18 protein-coding genes and 1 pseudogene are annotated in these 18274 nt (G+C 70.0%); 16 read left to right on the forward strand and 3 right to left on the reverse strand.

All coding sequences use genetic code 11. The features are described 5' to 3' along the window. The first annotated feature begins 95 nt into the window (after window positions 1-95). The 8 genes from C1J01_RS16220 (at window position 96) to C1J01_RS49850 (ending at window position 8699) form a co-directional block, all read left to right on the forward strand. Complete coding sequence (locus C1J01_RS16220; protein ID WP_111179805.1) at window positions 96-362, forward strand: hypothetical protein; 267 nt, start codon at window positions 96-98, stop codon at window positions 360-362. Window positions 363-426: 64 nt separating this feature from the next. After that, entirely contained in the window at window positions 427-1656 is a 1230-nt protein-coding gene (fxlM, locus tag C1J01_RS16225; RefSeq protein WP_111179806.1) for a methyltransferase, FxLD system, read from the forward strand. Window positions 1657-1716: 60 nt separating this feature from the next. Continuing rightward, complete coding sequence (locus tag C1J01_RS16230; protein WP_111179807.1) at window positions 1717-1905, forward strand: FxLD family lanthipeptide; 189 nt, start codon at window positions 1717-1719, stop codon at window positions 1903-1905. Between the two features lie 87 nt (window positions 1906-1992). Beyond that, window positions 1993-5034 carry a lantibiotic dehydratase gene (locus C1J01_RS16235; RefSeq protein ID WP_111179808.1) on the forward strand — a complete coding sequence of 1014 codons (3042 nt, stop codon included), beginning with the start codon at window positions 1993-1995 and terminating at the stop codon, window positions 5032-5034. Further along, a complete protein-coding gene (locus tag C1J01_RS16240; protein ID WP_111179809.1) occupies window positions 5031-6191 on the forward strand; it encodes a lanthionine synthetase C family protein in 1161 nt (386 codons plus the stop codon). Before C1J01_RS16235 ends, C1J01_RS16240 begins: the two co-directional genes overlap by 4 nt. Further along, window positions 6173-7138 carry a thiopeptide-type bacteriocin biosynthesis protein gene (locus tag C1J01_RS16245; RefSeq protein WP_111179839.1) on the forward strand — a complete coding sequence of 322 codons (966 nt, stop codon included), beginning with the start codon at window positions 6173-6175 and terminating at the stop codon, window positions 7136-7138. The genes C1J01_RS16240 and C1J01_RS16245 overlap by 19 nt, the downstream gene beginning before the upstream one ends. A gap of 4 nt (window positions 7139-7142) precedes the next feature. Beyond that, window positions 7143-8243, forward strand: a complete 1101-nt coding sequence (locus tag C1J01_RS16250; RefSeq protein WP_111179810.1) for a hypothetical protein — start codon at window positions 7143-7145, stop codon at window positions 8241-8243. 228 nt (window positions 8244-8471) lie between these two features. After that, a complete protein-coding gene (locus tag C1J01_RS49850) occupies window positions 8472-8699 on the forward strand; it encodes an integrase core domain-containing protein (RefSeq protein WP_181448773.1) in 228 nt (75 codons plus the stop codon). A gap of 353 nt (window positions 8700-9052) precedes the next feature. Here C1J01_RS49850 and C1J01_RS49135 read toward each other — a convergent pair whose 3' ends face one another. Beyond that, window positions 9053-9703, reverse strand: a complete 651-nt coding sequence (locus C1J01_RS49135) for a hypothetical protein (protein WP_146615612.1) — start codon at window positions 9701-9703, stop codon at window positions 9053-9055. On the opposite strand from C1J01_RS49135, the gene C1J01_RS16270 reads away from it, so the two are divergent. The 3 genes from C1J01_RS16270 to C1J01_RS16280 all read left to right on the forward strand — a co-directional run bounded on the left by C1J01_RS16270 (window position 9689) and on the right by C1J01_RS16280 (window position 13647). After that, a complete protein-coding gene (locus tag C1J01_RS16270) occupies window positions 9689-10069 on the forward strand; it encodes a hypothetical protein (protein ID WP_111179814.1) in 381 nt (126 codons plus the stop codon). The two genes, C1J01_RS49135 and C1J01_RS16270, sit on opposite strands and share 15 nt — an antisense overlap. A 151-nt stretch (window positions 10070-10220) precedes the next feature. Further along, window positions 10221-12647: a glycosyltransferase gene (locus C1J01_RS16275; protein WP_111179815.1), complete on the forward strand. Its 2427-nt coding sequence runs from the start codon at window positions 10221-10223 to the stop codon at window positions 12645-12647. Between the two features lie 76 nt (window positions 12648-12723). Continuing rightward, window positions 12724-13647 (forward strand): glycosyltransferase family 2 protein, encoded by a 924-nt coding sequence (locus C1J01_RS16280; RefSeq protein WP_220039943.1) that lies wholly within the window; start codon window positions 12724-12726, stop codon window positions 13645-13647. A 152-nt stretch (window positions 13648-13799) separates the two neighbouring features. Here the strand turns inward: C1J01_RS16280 and C1J01_RS16285 are convergent. Continuing rightward, a pseudogene (locus C1J01_RS16285) lies at window positions 13800-14413 on the reverse strand (IS5 family transposase); the annotation flags it as partial. Window positions 14414-14573: 160 nt separating this feature from the next. Here C1J01_RS16285 and C1J01_RS51245 point away from each other — a divergent pair. From C1J01_RS51245 to C1J01_RS16300, 3 genes are read left to right on the forward strand one after another with little or no spacing between them, the layout of a single operon-like run. Continuing rightward, window positions 14574-14975, forward strand: coding sequence for a helix-turn-helix domain-containing protein (locus C1J01_RS51245; protein WP_220039944.1), 402 nt, complete (start codon window positions 14574-14576; stop codon window positions 14973-14975). A gap of 16 nt (window positions 14976-14991) precedes the next feature. After that, window positions 14992-15258 (forward strand): IS3 family transposase, encoded by a 267-nt coding sequence (locus C1J01_RS16295; protein ID WP_181448775.1) that lies wholly within the window; start codon window positions 14992-14994, stop codon window positions 15256-15258. Between the two features lie 24 nt (window positions 15259-15282). Further along, the gene (locus C1J01_RS16300) at window positions 15283-15753 is read left to right on the forward strand and encodes a DDE-type integrase/transposase/recombinase (RefSeq protein ID WP_181448776.1); all 471 of its coding nucleotides are present in this window, start codon (window positions 15283-15285) and stop codon (window positions 15751-15753) included. Between the two features lie 69 nt (window positions 15754-15822). Here C1J01_RS16300 and C1J01_RS16305 read toward each other — a convergent pair whose 3' ends face one another. Continuing rightward, window positions 15823-17028 (reverse strand): tyrosine-type recombinase/integrase, encoded by a 1206-nt coding sequence (locus C1J01_RS16305; RefSeq protein WP_235854468.1) that lies wholly within the window; start codon window positions 17026-17028, stop codon window positions 15823-15825. A gap of 186 nt (window positions 17029-17214) precedes the next feature. Here C1J01_RS16305 and C1J01_RS16310 point away from each other — a divergent pair, with 186 nt between their 5' ends. Further along, window positions 17215-17520 carry a type II toxin-antitoxin system Phd/YefM family antitoxin gene (locus C1J01_RS16310; protein WP_111179820.1) on the forward strand — a complete coding sequence of 102 codons (306 nt, stop codon included), beginning with the start codon at window positions 17215-17217 and terminating at the stop codon, window positions 17518-17520. Further along, entirely contained in the window at window positions 17517-17765 is a 249-nt protein-coding gene (locus tag C1J01_RS16315; RefSeq protein ID WP_111179821.1) for a type II toxin-antitoxin system RelE/ParE family toxin, read from the forward strand. Before C1J01_RS16310 ends, C1J01_RS16315 begins: the two co-directional genes overlap by 4 nt. Window positions 17766-18274: the final 509 nt, after the last annotated feature.

The raw sequence follows: 18274 nt of genomic DNA on the forward strand, positions 1-18274 counted from the left end.
GCGAGGCCGTGGGACGGCGCGCCCGCACGCAGCCGCCCGCCGTCCCACGGCCACAGCCTCGATGACCCTCGCCCTAGGAAGAGACCTCCACCCTCATGGAAGCCCTACGCGCCATCAGCTACGTGTACGCCCGGTGCGAGCGAGGCCGCCAACCAGAGCGCTTCGTCATCCTGGTGGCGGCCCCCGTACGCGGCGGTGTGCTCCTGCATGAGGAGCACACCCAAGGAGCGAGCATGCTCCTCAACCGGGTCGTTCCGCCGCTGCCTCCCGAGCAGACGGTCGAGGCGTGGCTGGCGCAGAGAAACCAGGAGCTGGCGGCCGAGGGGTGGAGCCCGCCGTCCCGTGTCGCGGGCATCTGCTGACCGCCTGCCCGGGGGACCATGACCAGTCGAATAACCAGCAAGGACGACAACCGAAAGGACGACAGTGACCGACGAAACCTCCGCTGACGCTCGCGCAGCCGAGTTCAGGCACAAGCTCGTAGACGAGCTCGTCGCCGCCGGATACATCACTTCGGCGGAGGTCGCAGCCGCGTTCCGCGCCGTACCTCGGCACGCGTTCGTTCTCCCCGGAACGCCGCTGGACGTCGCCTACAACGCGGACAACTCCGTGGTGACCAAGACGACCGAGCATGGGGTGGCCGTCTCCTCCGTCAGCGCGCCGTTCATCCAAGCCCTGATGATCGAGCAGGCCGAGATCGGGCCCGGCATGAGCGTCCTGGAGATCGGCAGCGGCGGCTACAACGCGGCGCTGCTGGCCGAGGTGGTCGGCCCGGAGGGGCGCGTGGTCAGCATGGACATCGACCCGGAGGTGACCGACCGGGCCAGCACTCTGCTGGACGCCACCGGCTACAGCAACCGCGTCTCCGTCGTCTGGGCCGACGCCGAGCACGGCGCCCCCGACTTCGGCACGTTCGACGCGGTCATCGTCACCGTGGGGGCGTGGGACATCGCGCCGGCGTGGCGGGAGCAGCTGGCCGCCAAGGGCCGTCTCGTGGTGCCGTTGCGGATGAACGGGGTGACCCGCTCGATCGGGTTCCGCCGCGACAATGACCACCTGGTGAGCACGTCGGCGAAGGTGTGCGGGTTCGTCGCGATGCAGGGCGACGGCGAGCACGCCGACCGGGATCTGACGCTGTCGGACAGACGGGGCCGGAAGGTGACGCTGCGGTTCGATGACGGGGCGCCGGACAATCCCGGCCTGCTCGACGGCGTGCTGGCGGGCGAACGTAGCCAGGCATGGTCGGGAGTGACCATCAAGCACGGGGTGTCGTTCGCGGACCTACACCTGTGGTTCGCCTGCTACCTGCCCGGCTTCTGCCGGATGACCGTGGACGACGGGACCGATCTGGATCGTGAGCGCGGCACCTGGTTTCCGTTCGCCGTCGTGCGCGGCGACAGCTTCGCCTACCTGGCGGTGCGCCCGGCCCTAGGAGGCGGCGGGGTCGAGTTCGGGGCGGGAGCGTACGGGCTGCACGGGCCGCAGGCGGCCAACGCGATGGTGGAGCAGATCCAGGCGTGGGATCGGCAGGCCCGGCGCGGGGAGCCCACGTTCGCGTACTGGCCGTCCGGCCGCCACGTAGACGTCCCCGAGAGAACGGCGGTCCTGGAGAAGAGGCACGGCATCGTCACGATCTCCTGGCCGGTGGCGGGCTGACCGAGCCCACCGCGCAGGCCAGGTGCACCACACACCCATCCCCAACCTGAGGAGTGTGAGATGTCAGCAACACTGGCCGTCGACGCCACAGGCGCCACGGGCGTCGCCGGCGACGAGTTCGAGCCGCTGGACATGAGGGTCGTGGAGTCCACCACGCCGCTCGTGGAGATGATGTGCTCCACCGATGACGGGTGCGGCGTCTCGTGCGGCACGAGCGCGTGCAGCACCGGCAGCAACGACCCGTCGTAACCCCCGCCCTCTGCCGCCGGCGTCCCCTCTCGGGGCGTCGGCGGCACGGCCACCCCTTCGCCCCTCTGGCCGAGGAGATGGATCACCGTGACGATTTCGACCCGGTACCGGCATCACGGCCTGGTGCTGGTGCGCGCGACCACGGACCCCGGCGACCTCGTCGTACCGACCCGCCTCGACATCGAGCAGGACAGCCGGGCATGGCTGACCAAGATGCTGTCCCGCGCCGAGGTACGCGAAGCGCTGCAGATGGCCACCCCCGCCCTCGTCGCCCGCGCCGACCAGCTCCTCGACACCGCCCAGCCCGCGGCCAAGGACCTGCGCCGCGCCGCCCTGGCCGTCTCCTCCTACCTGCTGCGCTGGCAGCGTCGCGCCACCCCGTTCGGGCTGTTCGCCGGAGTCACGGCCGCCACCATTGGGCCCGCCACCGTGGACATCGGCGGCGAGCATCGCGCCATCGCCCGCCCCGACGCCGAATGGATCACCATGCTGGTCGACCAGATCGAGCGGCATCCCGGCCTGCGGCCGCGGCTGACGGTGGTGGCCGACAACGGCGGCACCCTCCGCGACGGCCGTCTCGTCGTACCCCGCCGCGCCGACGTCGGCGCCCGCACTCCCGGCCCGCTACGGGACGTGTCCCTGCGGCACACCACGCCCGTACGGGTCGTGCTCGCCGCGGCCGCCACACCGATACGGCTCGACACGCTCGCCGCCGCCGTCGCCGCCCGCTTCCGGGCCACCCCGCCCCAGGCGATCACAGCCATGCTGAACAGCCTCGTGGACCAGCGCATCCTCATCACCAGCCTGCGCCCTCCGATGACGGCCACCGACCCGCTCGCCCACCTCATCCGCGCCGTACGTGACGCCAGCGGCGACGACCTGGACGACATCCGGGCACTGCTCGACCAGCTCGACCGCGTCCAACGGCGGCTGACCGTCCACAACACCGCCACCCCCAGGCAGGCGACCGCGATCCGCGCGTCCACCGTCGACCTGATGACCGGCCTCGTCCCCGCCGCCCAGCACGCGCTGGCCACCGACGTGCGCCTCGACGCGCGCGTCTCCATCCCGGACATCGTCCTGGCCGAAGCCGAGCGCGTCGCCTCCGTCCTGCTGCGCCTGTCCATTCACCCGTTCGGGACGACGGCATGGCTCGACTACCACGCCGAGTTCCGCGCCCGGTACGGCCCCGGCACGCTCGTCCCCGTGCGGGAGCTGGTAGCCGACTCCGGGCTCGGCTACCCGAGCGGCTACCTCGGCGCCCCGCGCGCCCGCCCGTCGTGGCGGACGCTGACCGAGCGGGACACGGTCCTGCTGGCGCTCATCCAGCGGGCCGCCCTCGACGGCTCCGACGAGATCGTGTTGACCGACGCGGACGTGGAGGCGTTGACGGTGGGCGAACACGCCGACGTCGTGCCGCCCCAGCGCATCGAGCTCGGCGTCACCCTGCACGCCACGTCGGCCGCCGCGATCGACCGGGGCGACTTCGAGTTGAGGGTCATCGCCTCCCCGCGCGCTCACACCAGCATGGCCGGCCGGTTCGCGCCCCTCCTGGACGGCGCCGACCGTGCCCGCCTGGCCGACACCTACGCCGCGACCCCGGGCGATGTGGTGGCGGTGCAGGTGTCGTTCCCGCCGCGCGTACCCCACAACGAGAACGTGGTCCGCGTCCCGCCCGTCCTCGAGTACGTGGTGTCGCTGTCGGAGCATCCCGCTTCCTTCGCGGTCAGCGTCGATGATCTGGCGGTCACCGCGGACGCCGACCAGATGTATCTGGTGCAGCGCTCCACCCGCCGCAGGGTGATCCCGCGCGTCCCTCACGCGCTGGACGCCGCCGTCCAGACCCCGCCGCTGGCGCGCTTCCTCGCCGAGGTCGCCGACGCGCGTACCGCCGTGTGGGGGCCGTTCAACCTGGGCGCCGCCCGCACCCTGCCGTACATCCCGCGCATTCGCTACCGGCGGACCGTGCTGTCTCCGGCCCGGTGGACGTCGACCAGCCTGCCGAGCCCTTCGGCGGCCGGGTGGGACGCGGCGCTGGCCGGGTGGCGGCGGGAGTGGCGCGTGCCCGCCCGCGTCGTCGTCTGCCAGGGCGAGTTACGTCTGCCTCTGGACCTGGACCAGCCGCTGGACCGTGAGCTGCTGCGGCTACGGCTGGAGCGGGCCGACCGTATCGAGGTGCAGGAGGACGGCCCGCCGGATGGGCATGCGTGGATCGGGCGGCCCGCCGAGCTGCTGATCCCGATGACCGTGACCGACCCGCCGGCGCGCCCTCTGCCCGTCATGGCTCCGCCGGGGCCGGTCGCCCGGCCGGGAGGGTCCACGATCGTGCACGCCCGCCTGCCCGGCAGCCCTGCCCGGTTCGATGACATCCTCGCCCGCCACCTGCCGCCGTTCGCCGCCGCTCTGACCGGCCTGGTGGAGCGGTGGTGGGTGCGCCGGCACCGCAACATGATCCGCCCGGAGGAGCCGCAGCACATCGCCGTGGTGCTGCGCCTGGCCGACGCCGGCCACTTCCCGGAGGTCGCCGCCCGGCTGGCCGCGTTCGCCGCCGGTCTGGAAGCGGCCGGTCTGCCCGCCCAGCTTGCGCTCGTCACCCACTACGAGCATCCCGCCCGCTACGGCCAAGGCCCGGCGCTGGTGGCGGCCGAGCAGGTGTTCGCCGCGGACACGGCGGCCGCTGTCGCGCAGATCGCCATGGCCGACGCTGCTCATGTGCCCGCCCAAGCGTTGGCGGCCGCGTCCATGACCGACCTGGCCGCGTCGTTCGCTCCCGCCGCCGTCACCGGCTGCAGGAGGCTGCTCGCCTGCCTGCCGCGCAGCACGGGCGTGCTCGACATCGGGCTGCGTGACCAGGTGTTCGAGCTGGCCACCCCCGCCGACGACTACCGCACGGTGCGGGCCCTGCCCGGCGGCGACGCCGTCGCGGACGCGTGGAAGGCCCGCGCCACGGCGCTGGCCGCCTACCATCGCGTGCTCGCCGAGCAGCGTGACCCGGGCACCGTGCTGCGGACGCTGCTGCACGAGCACCACGTGCGCGCGGTCGGCGTCGACCCCGACTTCGAGAAGGTGACCGGCCGTCTCGCACGCGCGGCCGCGCTGCGCCGCCTCGCCCTGGAGGGCGCCCTATGACCACGATCAGCGAACAGCAAGCAGCCCGGCAGTCCCTCGCCGCAGGGGCGGCCGCGACCGCGCTGGTGCACATCGAGCGGGCCCTGAACGGCAGCGCAGACTGGGGCAGCGCTCACACCCACATCCGGCAGGCCACGACCGGGCGGATCGACGCCGCCCCGCACGCCGGCCTGTTCTACGGTGCGCCGGCCATCGCGTTCGTCCTGCACGCCGCCGCGGCGGGCCCCGACCCGCGCTATCAGGCGGCGGCCCGTAGCCTCGACCAGCACATCGCCCGCCTGGTTGCGCGGCGCGTGGCCACCGCCCGTGAGCGGATACGGCGGCGGGAGTTCGCCCACTTCGCGGAGTATGACGTGGTGCGCGGGCTGGCCGGGATCGGCGCGTTGCTGCTCCGGACGGCGCCCGCGAGCGACGCGCTCGCCGACGTCCTGGCCTACGTGGTTCAGGTGACCAAGCCGCGCCGCCTCCAGGGCGAGCAGCTGCCGGGCTGGTGGGTGGCCCACGACCCGGACCCGCTGAAGCCGACCCCCGGCGGGCACGCCAACCTCGGCCTCGCGCACGGCGCGGCCGGGCTACTCGCTCTGCTGTCTCTGGCCGCGCTGCGCGGCTGCACCGTGGCCGGACAAGTTGAAGCGATCGAACGCCTCACCGCCTGGTTCTACCGGTGGCAGCAGCACTCCCCGGACGGGGCGTGGTGGCCGCACTGGCTGACCCGCGAGGAACTCCGCACCGGCCGCGTCACCCAGCCTGGCCCGTGGCGGCCGTCGTGGTGCTACGGCACGGCCGGGATCGCCCGCGCCCTACAGCTCGCCGCCATAGCCGTCCGCGACCCGGCGCTCGCTGCGGCGGCCGAGCAGGCGCTGGCCGCGTGCCTGACCGGCAACCAGTTCGCGAGGATCACCGAGCCGGGCATCTGCCACGGCATCGCCGGCCTGTACCAGACGGCCTACCGGGCGTCGCTGGATGCGCAGACACAGGCGATCAGACGGGAGCTGCCCAGGCTGGCGGCACTGCTCGCCGACCACGCGGCCGCCCTGCAGCCGGACGACCAGGGCGGGCTGCTCAACGGCCCGGCCGGGGTGGGCCTGGCCCTGGAAACCGCACGCCAACTCACACCACCACTTTCGGGATGGGACGCATGTCTCCTCATAGCCTGACCGCCGCACGGCCTGACCAGGTCACCGAGGGCGTGCTCGCCGTGCTCGCCGGCAAGGATGTGGACGCCGCCGCGGCGGCGATCGGCGTCGACGTGGACGACCTCGCCGAAGCCGCCCGCGTGTATCAGGCCGCCGGGCTGGCCGCGCTGGAACGACGAGCAGAAGCCGACTGGTATCAGGTGCGCGTGACGTTCGCCGACTGGCCCAGCGCCGAGACGATCGGCGCCGAACGGCTCGGCCCGCTCCTGGACGACCTGCAGCAGGGCGGCGCGCTGGCCGGCTGGTGGTTCCTGCGCAAGTATCCGTGCTGGCGGCTACGCCTGCTGCAGGCGGACACCGCGGCCGTCAACCGTAGGCTCAACGAGCTGGCCCGGGACGGGGCGATCACCCGATGGCGGCCCAGCGTGTACGAGCCGGAAACCGCCGCGTTCGGCGGGCCCGCCGGCATGCGCGCCGCGCACGAGCTGTTCTGCGCGGACAGCCGCGGCGTCCTCGACTACGTCCGCCGGGCACCCGGCCTCGGCCGCCGGGAGTTGTCCGTCCTGCTGATCGGCGGACTGCTCCGCGCGGCGGGCCTGGACGAGTTCGAGCGCGGCGACGTGTTCGCCCGGGTAGCCGCGCTCCGGCCTGCCCTGTCCGAGGCCGACGTCGCCCACGTCGGCCAGCTCGCCGACACCGTGCGCCCCTTCCTGGCCTTGCCCGCGCACCCTGGAAGCGGACCGTTCGCGCCCGGCGCGGCGGCCGAGTTCGCCGCCCCGTGGTTGGCCGCGTGGCAGGAGGCGGGCGGGCAGCTCGGCGCGGCCGCCACCGAGGGCCGCCTGGACCGGGGGGTGCGTGCTCTCCTCGCCCACGTCGTGATCTTCCACTGGAACCGGCTCAACCTGTCGGCCCGCACGCAGGCCGTCCTCGCCCACGCGGCCGCCGCCGCCATCCTGCCTAGGAGCTGACCGTATGGACCGCGCAACGCTGGCGGCCGCCGCCCGATACTTTCCGCTCGTCGGGTACGCCCGCCCCGCCTACCCGCCACTCCGAGACCGTGTCGCCGAGATCGCCGGCATCGTTGAGGACGCCGCACAGCCAGGCGCCGACCGGCTGCACGGCGGCGCGCACGCCCTCAACAAGGCCGCGCTGCTGGCCAGTGACTGCGGCCTGCCTGACCTGGCCCGCGACCTGTGCTTGCAGCACATCGACATTTACCGGCAGGGGGGCCGCCCCCTCACGGCGCATGAGGCGCGGTACATGCTCGAACCCGTTCACAACCTGGCCCGGCTGCAGATTCGCGCCGACGCCGGAGAGCCCGCGATGCGGCTGCTGGACGCGATGTACCGGGCGGCCGTGCACGGCACCGACCTGGTGGTCGAGGGCCGCACTCTGCCGCTGACCGGCGTCACCGGCACCCGCGAGGAGCGTTACAAGCTCCACGAATGGGCGTGGCGGCAGTACGTCGCGGACGGCATCCGCACCCTGACGCTCGCCGGCCGATGGGACGAGGCGGTCACGCACGCCAAAGCACACCGGGGGATCGGCGACCATCTCATGGAAGGTCGGCAGGCTGTGATCGTCGCCCACTGCCTCCGCGGCGCCACCCAGGCGGCGCGCGACGTGCTGGAGGAGAGCGCCATCACCCAACCGTGGGAACGGCAGGTCGCCGGATGCCTGCGCGCCTTGTGCGCCGACGACACCGCGGAGAGCCGACACGTGCGGGTGATGGTCGACCTGTTCCGGTCGGCGAAGCCCGCGCCTGACTTCATGGTGTTCCGGGCCCGGCTCGGCCTTACCGTGGCCACCATCGCCCAGAGCAGCGACCCTGACGCGGCCGGCCGTGTTCGCGCCCAGGTGGCCGCCGAGGTGATCGAAAGCGGCGACGGGTACGCCGCCCGCGACATCCTCAGACACCCGTTGGCGTACGAAGCGCACCGTGATGCGCTGGCCGGCATCGTGGCGTCTTCCGGCCTGCGAGCGGGCATCATCCCCGCGCCGCTGCTCGACACACTGACGTGCTCGGCGAAGACGGCATGCGAGTTGCTTACCGCCGCACTGCGACGCGCGTGACACCTACTCCTGCTGGACGATACGGCGGGCAGGCACCGACAGCTCGACCTCGATGAACTGCCACGGCGCCTCAAGCTCACTAGTTGCCAGCGACAACGAGCGAAAATACTCGGTCGGGGCGACCGATGGGCGACCAGGAAGCGTGCCGCCTTCTACTCGCGCCGCAGTGCGGGTGCCCGGTCCGCGTGCGGAGCGCGATGCGGAGCTGGCCGACCCGCACGGCTCGGCGTGCGGTTGTCGGTCGGGCGCACCGGTCAGCGCTGGGACAACGCGCTGGCCGAGTCGTTCTTCGCCATCCTGAAGGGCGAACTTCTCGACCTTCGGTCCTGGCCCACCCGAGCCGCCGCCCGCAGCACGATCTTCGAGTTCATCGAGGGCTGGTACAACCTGCACCGCCTGCACAGCAGCCTGGGCTACCGTAGCCCTGCCGTCTACGAGGCCGCCGCAGCGGCCTGAGCACCACAACGACGGTGTCCGCCGAAGCGGAGCAAGCTCAGGCCACCAGCCCGGCATGACACTCGGAGATGACCGGCTGCACCCCGGGCGACCAGGCCGCGCAGGAACGCCAGCCAGCCCGCGCCGTCCTCAGCCGAGGTGACCTGTAGGGTCAGGAACGCCAGATGAGCGTGGGGGGCAACCACGACCAAGGTGATGTACCGGTACCAGGCGATGTGCTCACGGGGCTGATTACCCGAACACACCGGGGCGATATCGGGCCTTCGCTGGCCAACGTCGGCGGAGGCCCTTCGCGCTTCAGGCAGCCGCCCGGATCTCTCGACCAGACCGCTTGCCCAAGTCATGAAGATGTCCTACACCTCCCCACGGTTCGCGTGCCGGATGTTGACGCACCTGACGCTCGAGCCATCGAGCTGGACGGGAAGGATGCGCAGGTCATCCACAATGCCGAGGACCGTGACAGCGCGGCAGTTGTTGACCTGCGCGCCGCCACCGCCCGAAACCTGTTCATTGACACAGACGACCTGAGGGCCGCCGAAAAGATTGATGAGAGAGAAGCTGGTGCAATTGTTGATCTGATCCCCTTGGCCCTCACCGTGAGAGCCGTCGGCCTCTGCACTCCCCGCCCAAAACATGACACCTCCCAGCGTCGAGACCAGAAGCGCAGCAAACTTACGAATCTGCATGATGTTCTCCAGGTTCTCCTCGCGCTTGTCTTGCGTGCAGATCCTGCATGACATGCCAAGCAATGGCAAGCACTCGCCGCACGGGCAAGCGTTCTCGATGCTCCGACACCACGCCCTCTCCAGATTTGGCGCTCGGTCTCCACGCGAAGCGGTAATGCCCAAAAAGACAATGCATTGATTACGGAAGTCCCATCCATCCGTGCCTGCGGAGGGCAGGAAAGTGTTCTTTAGGTAAGCGCTCGCCCATGCGCCTCGCCGCGTGGTCGAAACACGCCGCAGGTGTTTGCCGCTGCTCGGCATGTCGTGCAGGATCTGCACGCAAGACAAAGCCACGAGGAGAACCTGGAGAACACCATGCAGATTGCCAAGTCTGCTGCGCTCCTGGCTGCGACGGCCGGAACCGTCATGCTCGGAACGGACGGCGCGCTAGCGAGAGACGGTCACGACGGGGATGACAGGGGGACGCAGGTCAACCGCTGCAACAGCTTTTCCCTCACCGATGTTGTGGGCGGCCCCACGGCCAGTTGCCTCAACTTCGAACGGATCTTCGGCAATGGCGGCGGCGGCACGCAGGTGAACGAATGCAACGCCTTCGCAGCCGCCAGCGTCGTGGGGAACCTGATCTTCTACCCCATCGGGGACATCGACGGACCAAGCGCCGGCTGCGCCAACATCAGGGCTTAACGACCAGTCGGTGCGGCGAAGGCCCATGATTCGTGCCGAAAAGCTCTGCTCATGATGTCCGTGCGGGTGAAGATTGAGCGACGCCCGAGCCTCGGCACCGGAACGTCGTTGTACTTCATAACGCGATCACGTGATTGAGAGTTCTGTGCGGATGTCTGAGCAGACAAGCATTCCGGCGCTTATCCACCAAACATGGAGGGACACCGATGTGCCCTCCCGGTGGGGAAAGTGGGTGAATTCCTGGAGGCGGCACCATCCGGGCTGGTACTACCGGCTGTGGACTGACACGGACAGTCGCTCCTTTCTCGTGGAGCATTATCCGTGGTTTCTTCCGATCTACGACGGCTACCCTGATCCGGTCATGCGCTCCGACGCCATCCGGTATTTCCTGCTCGACCATTTCGGCGGGGTGTACGTCGATCTGGATGTCGAGTGCCTGCGGCCGGTGGGCGAACTGCTCACCGGCCGCCAACTCGTGCTCGGGTGCGAGCCGTCGCCGCATGCCGGCCTGCCGCTGGCACGTCAGCGCGGTCTGGACCGCATCGTGGGGAATGCGTTCATCGCGTCCCGGCCTGGGCATCCGTTCTGGGCACACGCCCATCGCGAGCTGGTGCGCACTCATCGTCTGCCCAACGCGCTCGATGTGTCGGGCCCCTACTTCCTCACGCAGGCGTTGACGAACGCCCCGGAGGCCGACTCGATCACCGTCGTGGGCTCAGAGTTGCTCTATCCCAAGGTGAGCCCGTACGCGGCCCAGCTTTTCGCGCCGCAGGAGGTCGACCTTGACCGCGCCTATGCCGTGCACCACGGGGCCGGGAGCTGGGCTCAGGACGAGTCGTGGGCGCCGCGGTCCTCGCCGTACAAGAGGGTGCGGTTCTGGGCCAGTCAGGGGCAGCAGCCCCTCGCCGACGGGGCTTTCGATCTGGACGCGCAGCGCCGCCGCTGGGCCGGCGGCGCCCCGGCGCCGTCGGTGTCCTGCCTGATGGTGACGAAGGACCGACCATCGTTCGCCGAGCGTGCGATCCGGTGTTTCCTCGCCCAGACCTATCCAAACAAAGAGCTGGTCGTGGTGGACGACGGGCCGAGTGACGCTCTGGAGCAGCACATCCGCGGGCTCGGCGACGAGCGTATTCGGTTCCATCGGCTCCCACCGGACGGGCGAACGCTCGGAGAGCTACGCAACATCGCCGTGGACCGGGCGACCGGGACCTACGTGTGCCAGTGGGACGACGACGACCTCTACGATCCAGAGCGGCTCGAGGCGCAGATGGCAGCGGTACTCGCACTCGACGCCGAGGCGTGTTTCCTCGCACGGCAACGACTGTGGCGGCCGGCCCGCCGCGAGCTGGCCATCTCCCACATCCGCGTGTGGGAGGGCACCATGCTCTGCGCGAAGGACGCGCTCCCGCGCTACCCGGCACAACGGCGAGGTGAGGACACTCCCGTCGCCGCTCACATTGTCGGCAACTGCCGGGTCGTCTCCGTGGACGTACCGGAGCTGTGCACCTATGTGTGCCACGAGAACAACACCTTCGAGCCCGCACACTTCGAACGCATCTTCGACGTTGCGCCCAAGGTGTGGAGCGGGGGTGACTACGACGAGCAACTGCTGGCGATGGCGGCGCGGCTTCCGCTCGCTCCGGCGGACCTCGTCCACGCCGAGACAGGCGCCCGGACGGATGCGCGTACTGGGACAGACGCCCATGCCTTCCGGCCGCACCGGGCCAGGTGGGTGATCAGTGAGCCGGCACCAGAGCCTCTGAAGGAACGCCCGTCGGTCCTGGTGCTGACGCCGGTCAAGGATGCGGCCCGGTTCGTGCCCGCCTATCTGGACAACCTGCGCAATCTGGACTATCCACGCGAGGCGATCTCCCTGGGCCTGATCGAGGGCGACAGCCAGGACGACACGTGGGAGATGCTGCAGCGCGCGCTGCCCGAGTTGGAGCAGCAGTACCGCCGGATCACGCTCGTGCGCCACCACGCCGGAGTCCGCCTGCCGGGGCAACGCTGGGAGCCCGGCGTCCAGCGAGAACGCCGGGCCGCGCTGGCGAGGGTCCGCAACCACCTGCTCTCGCGCGCCCTCACGGACGAGGAATGGGTGCTCTGGATCGATGTCGACGTGACGAGCTACCCGCCCGACCTGATCCAGCGGTTGCTGGCGGCACGCAAGGACATCGTCGTACCGAACTGCGTCAGCGAACCCAACGGCCCGACCTACGACCTCAACACCTTCCTCCTGCGACCGGAAGCCGCCGCCCTCGACTGGGCACAATGGGTCCGCGACGGCATCCTGCAGCCCCCCAGAGGATTCGGCAGGGTCTATCCCGACGAGCTCAGCGCGCACGACCTCGTCCGCATCGACTCGGTCGGCGGCACGGTCCTGCTGGTCCGGGCCGACCTGCACCGCGCGGGTCTGATATTTCCGCCGGTCCCCTACCAGCAGCTCATCGAGACCGAGGGCCTGGCGGCACTGGCCAAGGACATGGGCACCACCTGCTGGGCGCTGCCCAAACTCGAGGTGGTGCATCCCCACCATTGGTCGGTATCACCCAACCGACCCGCCACACCGGTTGCCTGACCCGGCGCACTGCCAAGCACTCGAAGCGATGGACGACCTTCGCGCACAAAGCGAAGCCCCGAGCAAAGGACCAGGAATGAGTGACAGCCTCACACCCGCGGTCTCGGTGGTCATCCCCTGCTACAACTACGGCCGCTACCTGCCCCAGGCGCTGGACAGCGTGCTCGGGCAAACATTCAGCGACTGGGAGATCGTCGTCGTTGACGACGGCAGCACCGACGACTCACCCGCGGTGGCCCAGGACTTCATCGACCGCCATCCCGACCGGCGCATCCGGCTGCTGCGCCAGGCCAACGCCGGAGTCTCCGCCGCACGCAACGCCGGCATCGCCGCCGCGGCCGGCCGCTACATCCTGCCGCTGGACGCCGACGACGTGATCGCTCCTACCATGCTGGAGAAGACCACCGCGGTACTCGACGCCGAGCCGGACATCGCCATCGCCTCCACCGACCTGTTCATCTTCACCGACGCCGAAGACCTGCCACCACAGGTGCTTCCCCTTCCGCCCTACACCAAGGAACTGCTGCTCCAGCGCCTGATCATGTTCTACTGCTCGCTCTACCGGCGCGAAGCCTGGGAGGTGGTCGGCGGCTACAACGAGAGCATGCGGGCCGGCGAGGACTGGGACTTCTGGATCGGGTGCGCCGAGCGCGGATTCGACGCCTACCACATTCCCGAGCCGCTGTTCGGGGCACGCAACAAGGACACCGGCCTGCACGTGGAAGCCGCCGAGAACGATCTCACCGTCCGGGCCCGCATCGTGGCCAACCATCCCACCGCGTTCAAGCCCCTCACCCAAGCATGGGCACAAGCCCTGCTCCAGCACGAGCAGGACGCTTGCCAGCACGATGCGCGGGTGCCCGACGAGATCCTCACCCGAGCCGGCGAGATGGACCAGTTTCTTCGGTTCGTCATGGACCTGCAGCGCGTAGCACGCCAGCAGCACTACCGAATCCAGCACCTGGAGAAGGCCCTTGCGGAACAGACCGGACCGAGCTAGTGAGCCGGTCATGAGCATGAGGGTCACCACATGAGGTGTATTTCGTCCCTGATTCTGTGAGCCATGGTGATGGTGACCGGCCGGTGAGGTCTGCTGGAGAGATGGCGGACAGCAGACTCCAACCGCTGGCCTTAGAGGTCCTAACAGAAAGATCAGCGGACGAGTCGTCGCCAGCAGATGATCGCTGCGGCGAGGGTCATGAAGGCTTCGTGGATGTCGTCGCGGACTTCCCAGCGGATGCGCAGGTGGCGGAACTAGTGCAGCAGCGCGATCGTCCTCTCGACCACCCACTGGTGGATGCCCAGGCCGGAGCCGTGCGGGGTGCCGCGCCGGGAGATGATGGGCTTGATGCCGGTGCGCCAGACCAGGCGGCGGTACTTGTCGTGGTCATACCCGCGGTCGGCGTACAGGCAGTCCGCGCGCTTCCGCGGTCGGCCGACGCGGCCGCGGACCAGTGGGATGGCCTTGATCAAGGGCATGAGCTGGGTGACGTCGTTGCGGTGGCCACCGGTCAGGGAGACGGCGAGGGGGATGCCTCCTCCTTCGGTGATGACGTGGTGTTTCGAGCCCGGCTTGGCGCGGTCGACCGGGCTCGGGCCGGTTTTGGGCCGCCCTTGAGTGCCCGGACGTGGGAGCTGTCGATCACCGCCTTGGACCAGTCGAACTGGCCGGCGGCGTGCAACTCGGCGAGCAGGAGCTGGTGCAGGCGGTCCCACACGCCAGCGGCGTGCCGGTCGCGCAGCCGCCACCAGCAGGTCATTCCCGAGCCGAAGCCAGTTGCTCGCCCTTCTTCACGCCGAAGATCAACGATCAGCGGCGACACAGGACACGGCTCTAGATCATTCTGTTAGGACCTTTTATCGCAGCAGGAGCGGCGGACGCTGGAGGGCTGGGCCCGGCGGCGTTCGACCGCTCAGGGGCCGGCGTTGCGGGCGCGGATCGTGCTGTCGTGCGCCGAGGGCGGCAGCTACGTGGCGGTGGCGGCTCGGCTGCGGCTGGATCGCAAGACGGTGGCCCGCTGGCGCAGCCGTTTCCTGGACCGCCGGCTGGACGGGCTGAGCGATGAGCCCCGGCCGGGTGTGCCGCGCACCATCACCGACGCCCAGGTGGAGGTGGTGGTGGTGCGCACCCTGGAAGAGGTGCTGGCCGGATCGACGCACTGGTTCAAACGCGAATTGGCCTGGGCTTCTCCTCATAACGTAGAGACCGAACCGGGAGAGGTTTGGTCGTGGCAGCAGTCACGAGGCGTCGCTTTGATCAGGAGTTCCGGGCGGACCTCCAGCGCCCGGCAGGAACCGCATCGGCGCGGACACGCCGACCGCCCGTGAGCAGCGGCGAGCCGGGTTGGATGCGGAGATCCAGCGCCTGTTTGCGGCCTCGGGCGGCACGTACGGCTCACCGCGGATCACCCAGGACTTACGTGAACTGGGCTGGAAGGTGTCGGAGAACACCGTGGCCAGGCGGATGGCCGAACTCGGCCTGGCTGGGCGGAGGCCGAAGAGGCCACGGTCGCTGACCCGGCAGGGCAAGCGGCCGGCCGCGCCGGATCTGGTGCGGCGGAAGTTCACCGCGGTCGCGCCGGATGTGCTGTGGTCGGCGACGTCACGATGATCAGCACCGCTGAGGCCGCTGTACTTGGCCTCGGTCGAGGATCTGTTCTCCCGTCGGCTACTCGGCTATGCCATGTCCGAGCACCATGACGCGGCGCTGACGGTGGCCTCGCTGCAGATGGCGGTCGCAACCCGGGGTGGCGAAGTGGACGGAGTGATCTTCCATTCGGATCGCGGTTCGGAGTACACCGCTGCCCCCTATCAGGCCGAATGCCGCAAGCATGGAGTGGTGCAGTCCATGGGCCGGGTCGGGTGCGCGCTCGACAACGGAGCCGCCGAGTCGCTCAACAGCACCCTGAAGGTCGAGTTCGTGCACCGGCACCACTTCCGCACCCGGGCGGAGGCTCGGCTGAAGATCGCGACCTGGATCGCGGACTTCTACAACGTCAAGCGCAGGCACAGCGCCAACGACGGGCTGCCGCCTGTGACATTCGAGCGTCGGATGATCGAGAAGTGGCAAGCATCAATGGCCCTGTTGAGGGCCGCTGTGGCATAGGACCGTCTCCACGGTTTGAGGGGATTGACAGGCGCAGGGTCCTTGCTAGTAACGGAGTCGGGCCTGGGCTTACCTGGGCTCGTTTTCCTTTTGGACGGCAATCACGACTCCCGTCCCGTCCGTACGGCGTCGCGGTGCGGCGCCCGGCAGGGGCACCGGGTCGGGGGTGGCCAGCTTGTCCACGGCCGCGCGGCGGGTCCGCTCCGGCCGCCGGTCGTACCTCGCTGTGGTGGCCGGGGAGGCGTGCCCGACGAGGGCCTGCGCGGTGGCCAGGTCCACCCCGGCGTCGAGCAGTTCGCCGATGAACGTGCGCCGGAAGTCGTGCGCGCGCGGCGCCTCGTCCAGGCCTGCCTTCTCGGCGCGGGCGGCGAGCACGTTGCTGACCGTCCGCGCGTCGATGAACGCGATCCGGCCGCGCTCGTCGCGGCGGATATGCCTGCCGCGAGGAGTGAACGGCGCGAACAGGCCGCCCGGGTCGCGGCGGCGCACGGTCAGCCACGCCTCGATCCGGCCGACCGCGCTGGCCGTCAGGTACACCATCCGCTCCTTGCTCCGCTTGCCCCGGATGCGCAGGGAGCGGGCCACCGGGTCGTAGTCGGCCAGCGCCACCCCGGCGAGCTCGAACCGGCGCACCCCGGTCGAGTACAGGGCGGCAAGCATGGCCGCGTCCCGCAGCGCCACCCGCCGCAGTTCCTCCCGCTTGACCGGATTGCCGACGTCCTGCCGGTCGACGTCGGCGTCGCAGGCGGCCATCATCGCGCCCACGCGCTCGATCGGCAGGTGCGCGCCGGCGGGCAGGGTGGTGCCCTCGAACTGGTCGATGCGCTGGGCGCGGTCGCGCTCGTCGGCGGTCATGAGCCCGAGCAGCCATGCCCGGTCGAGGACCTGCCGCAGCGCCACCACGTGCTTGTTCCGGTAGGCGATCGACCAGGGCTCGCGGATGCCGTCCTTCTTCAGGCTGGTGGCCTGGCCGATCAGGGCGCGGATGCGCTGGGTGTGCTCGGCCCGCAGCAGGTGCCACCTGATCGTCTCGCCGGTGATGGTGAGCACGGCCGGGTCCTTCTTGCCGGTGGCGGGGTCGATGCCGGCGGGGTCCTGGTCGGCCATGAGGCGGGCGATCCGGTCGAGGCAGCCCTTCATGGTGCGGCGGGATTCGCGGCCGACGAGGCTATCGAGGTACGCCCAGTACGGGTTGCGCTGCCGGTCGTCGGCCGCTGCCACGGTGGGCAGCGTCTCCGCGCGCACCGTGGCCACCTCGGGCAGGGTGTCAGTCACTGCGGTCTCATCTCGGCGTCCCAGGGGCTCAGGCGATCCGGCCCGGGGATCGCAGTCCCGAGCGGAGGAACACCAAGATCGTAACTGTTTTATAGGCGGGAATCGACATTCCCGGTAATAAAAATGGGACCGGTTTCAGAATCCTGCATCCTGCCGATTTCGGCATCCTGCCGTATCGTGGAGGGCATGACGATGGACCAGACGCGCATGGAGACGCTCGGGATCGCAGCGGCCCGCGACAAGCTCGGCCCGCTCGTATCCCGCGCGGTCATGTCCCACCGACCCACCCGGATCAAGCGCTCCGACGAGGAGCACGCCGTGCTCATCTCCGAGGAGGACTTCGAGGAGTACCTGCGCCTCAAGCGCGAACGCGAAGCCGCCACCGTGCTCGAGCTGATGGCGGCCGCCGGCCGCGGTGACCTCGAGATGACGGTCTACACCTCACGCCAGGAGGCGTACGCCGATCTCGGGCTCGGTGAAGCCGCCTCGTGAAGGTCCCCGTCCACTTCGCCCCGGGTGTCAAGGACGCCTTGCGCCTGGCACCCCTCACCCTGCGCGCGTCCATCGTGGACGCGCTCCTGGACCTGGCCGACGACCCGACGCCGCCGGACGCCGTCCCGTACGCCGAGATCCCCGGCGCGTACGAGCTCGTAACGCCCACCTTCCGGGCGCTCTACACCTACGGCCCGGACGACATCGATCACGTGTCGATCTGGGTGCTGCACATCAACACCTGACCAGCGGCGAAGCGCTGAGAGCGCCTGGGAGCGTCGATGCCGCTCCCAGGCCCATCCCCTTCGGCGTTCCGAGTTCGCCCGCCAGCGTCCATCTCAGAAAGATCATTTCCAGCGTTCGCGGCGACGCATACAGGGCACAAGACCATGAACGTCACAACCGTCACATAACGCCGTGATGCTGCTTGCCCCGCCCGCCTTGGCGAGGGAGCGAGGACTCCCGCACGAGCCCCTCCCCGGGCAAGGACAAGCCGTCTACCAGAGCCGCCAGGCGGCGGGCTCCTACCATCCGCCCGTCGCAGGCCGCAGCATCGCCGGCGCCCACATGTCTCCCGCCACCACGGGCGGCAGCCCAGCGGCGCACCTCCGATCGGAGGGCTCCCAAACGGGAGCTGGTCGTCTCCTCCCGTCGGGGCGCGTCGCCGTGTACCCCGGCCGCGACCGGGCCGCCCGGTGGCGGCTAGAGAGCGTTGAAGGCGGGGGTTACGCTACGTAAGTATCTTCTGATCGTA

The sequence above is a fragment of the Nonomuraea aridisoli genome (assembly GCF_003236395.1).
Lineage (GTDB): Bacteria > Actinomycetota > Actinomycetes > Streptosporangiales > Streptosporangiaceae > Nonomuraea > Nonomuraea aridisoli.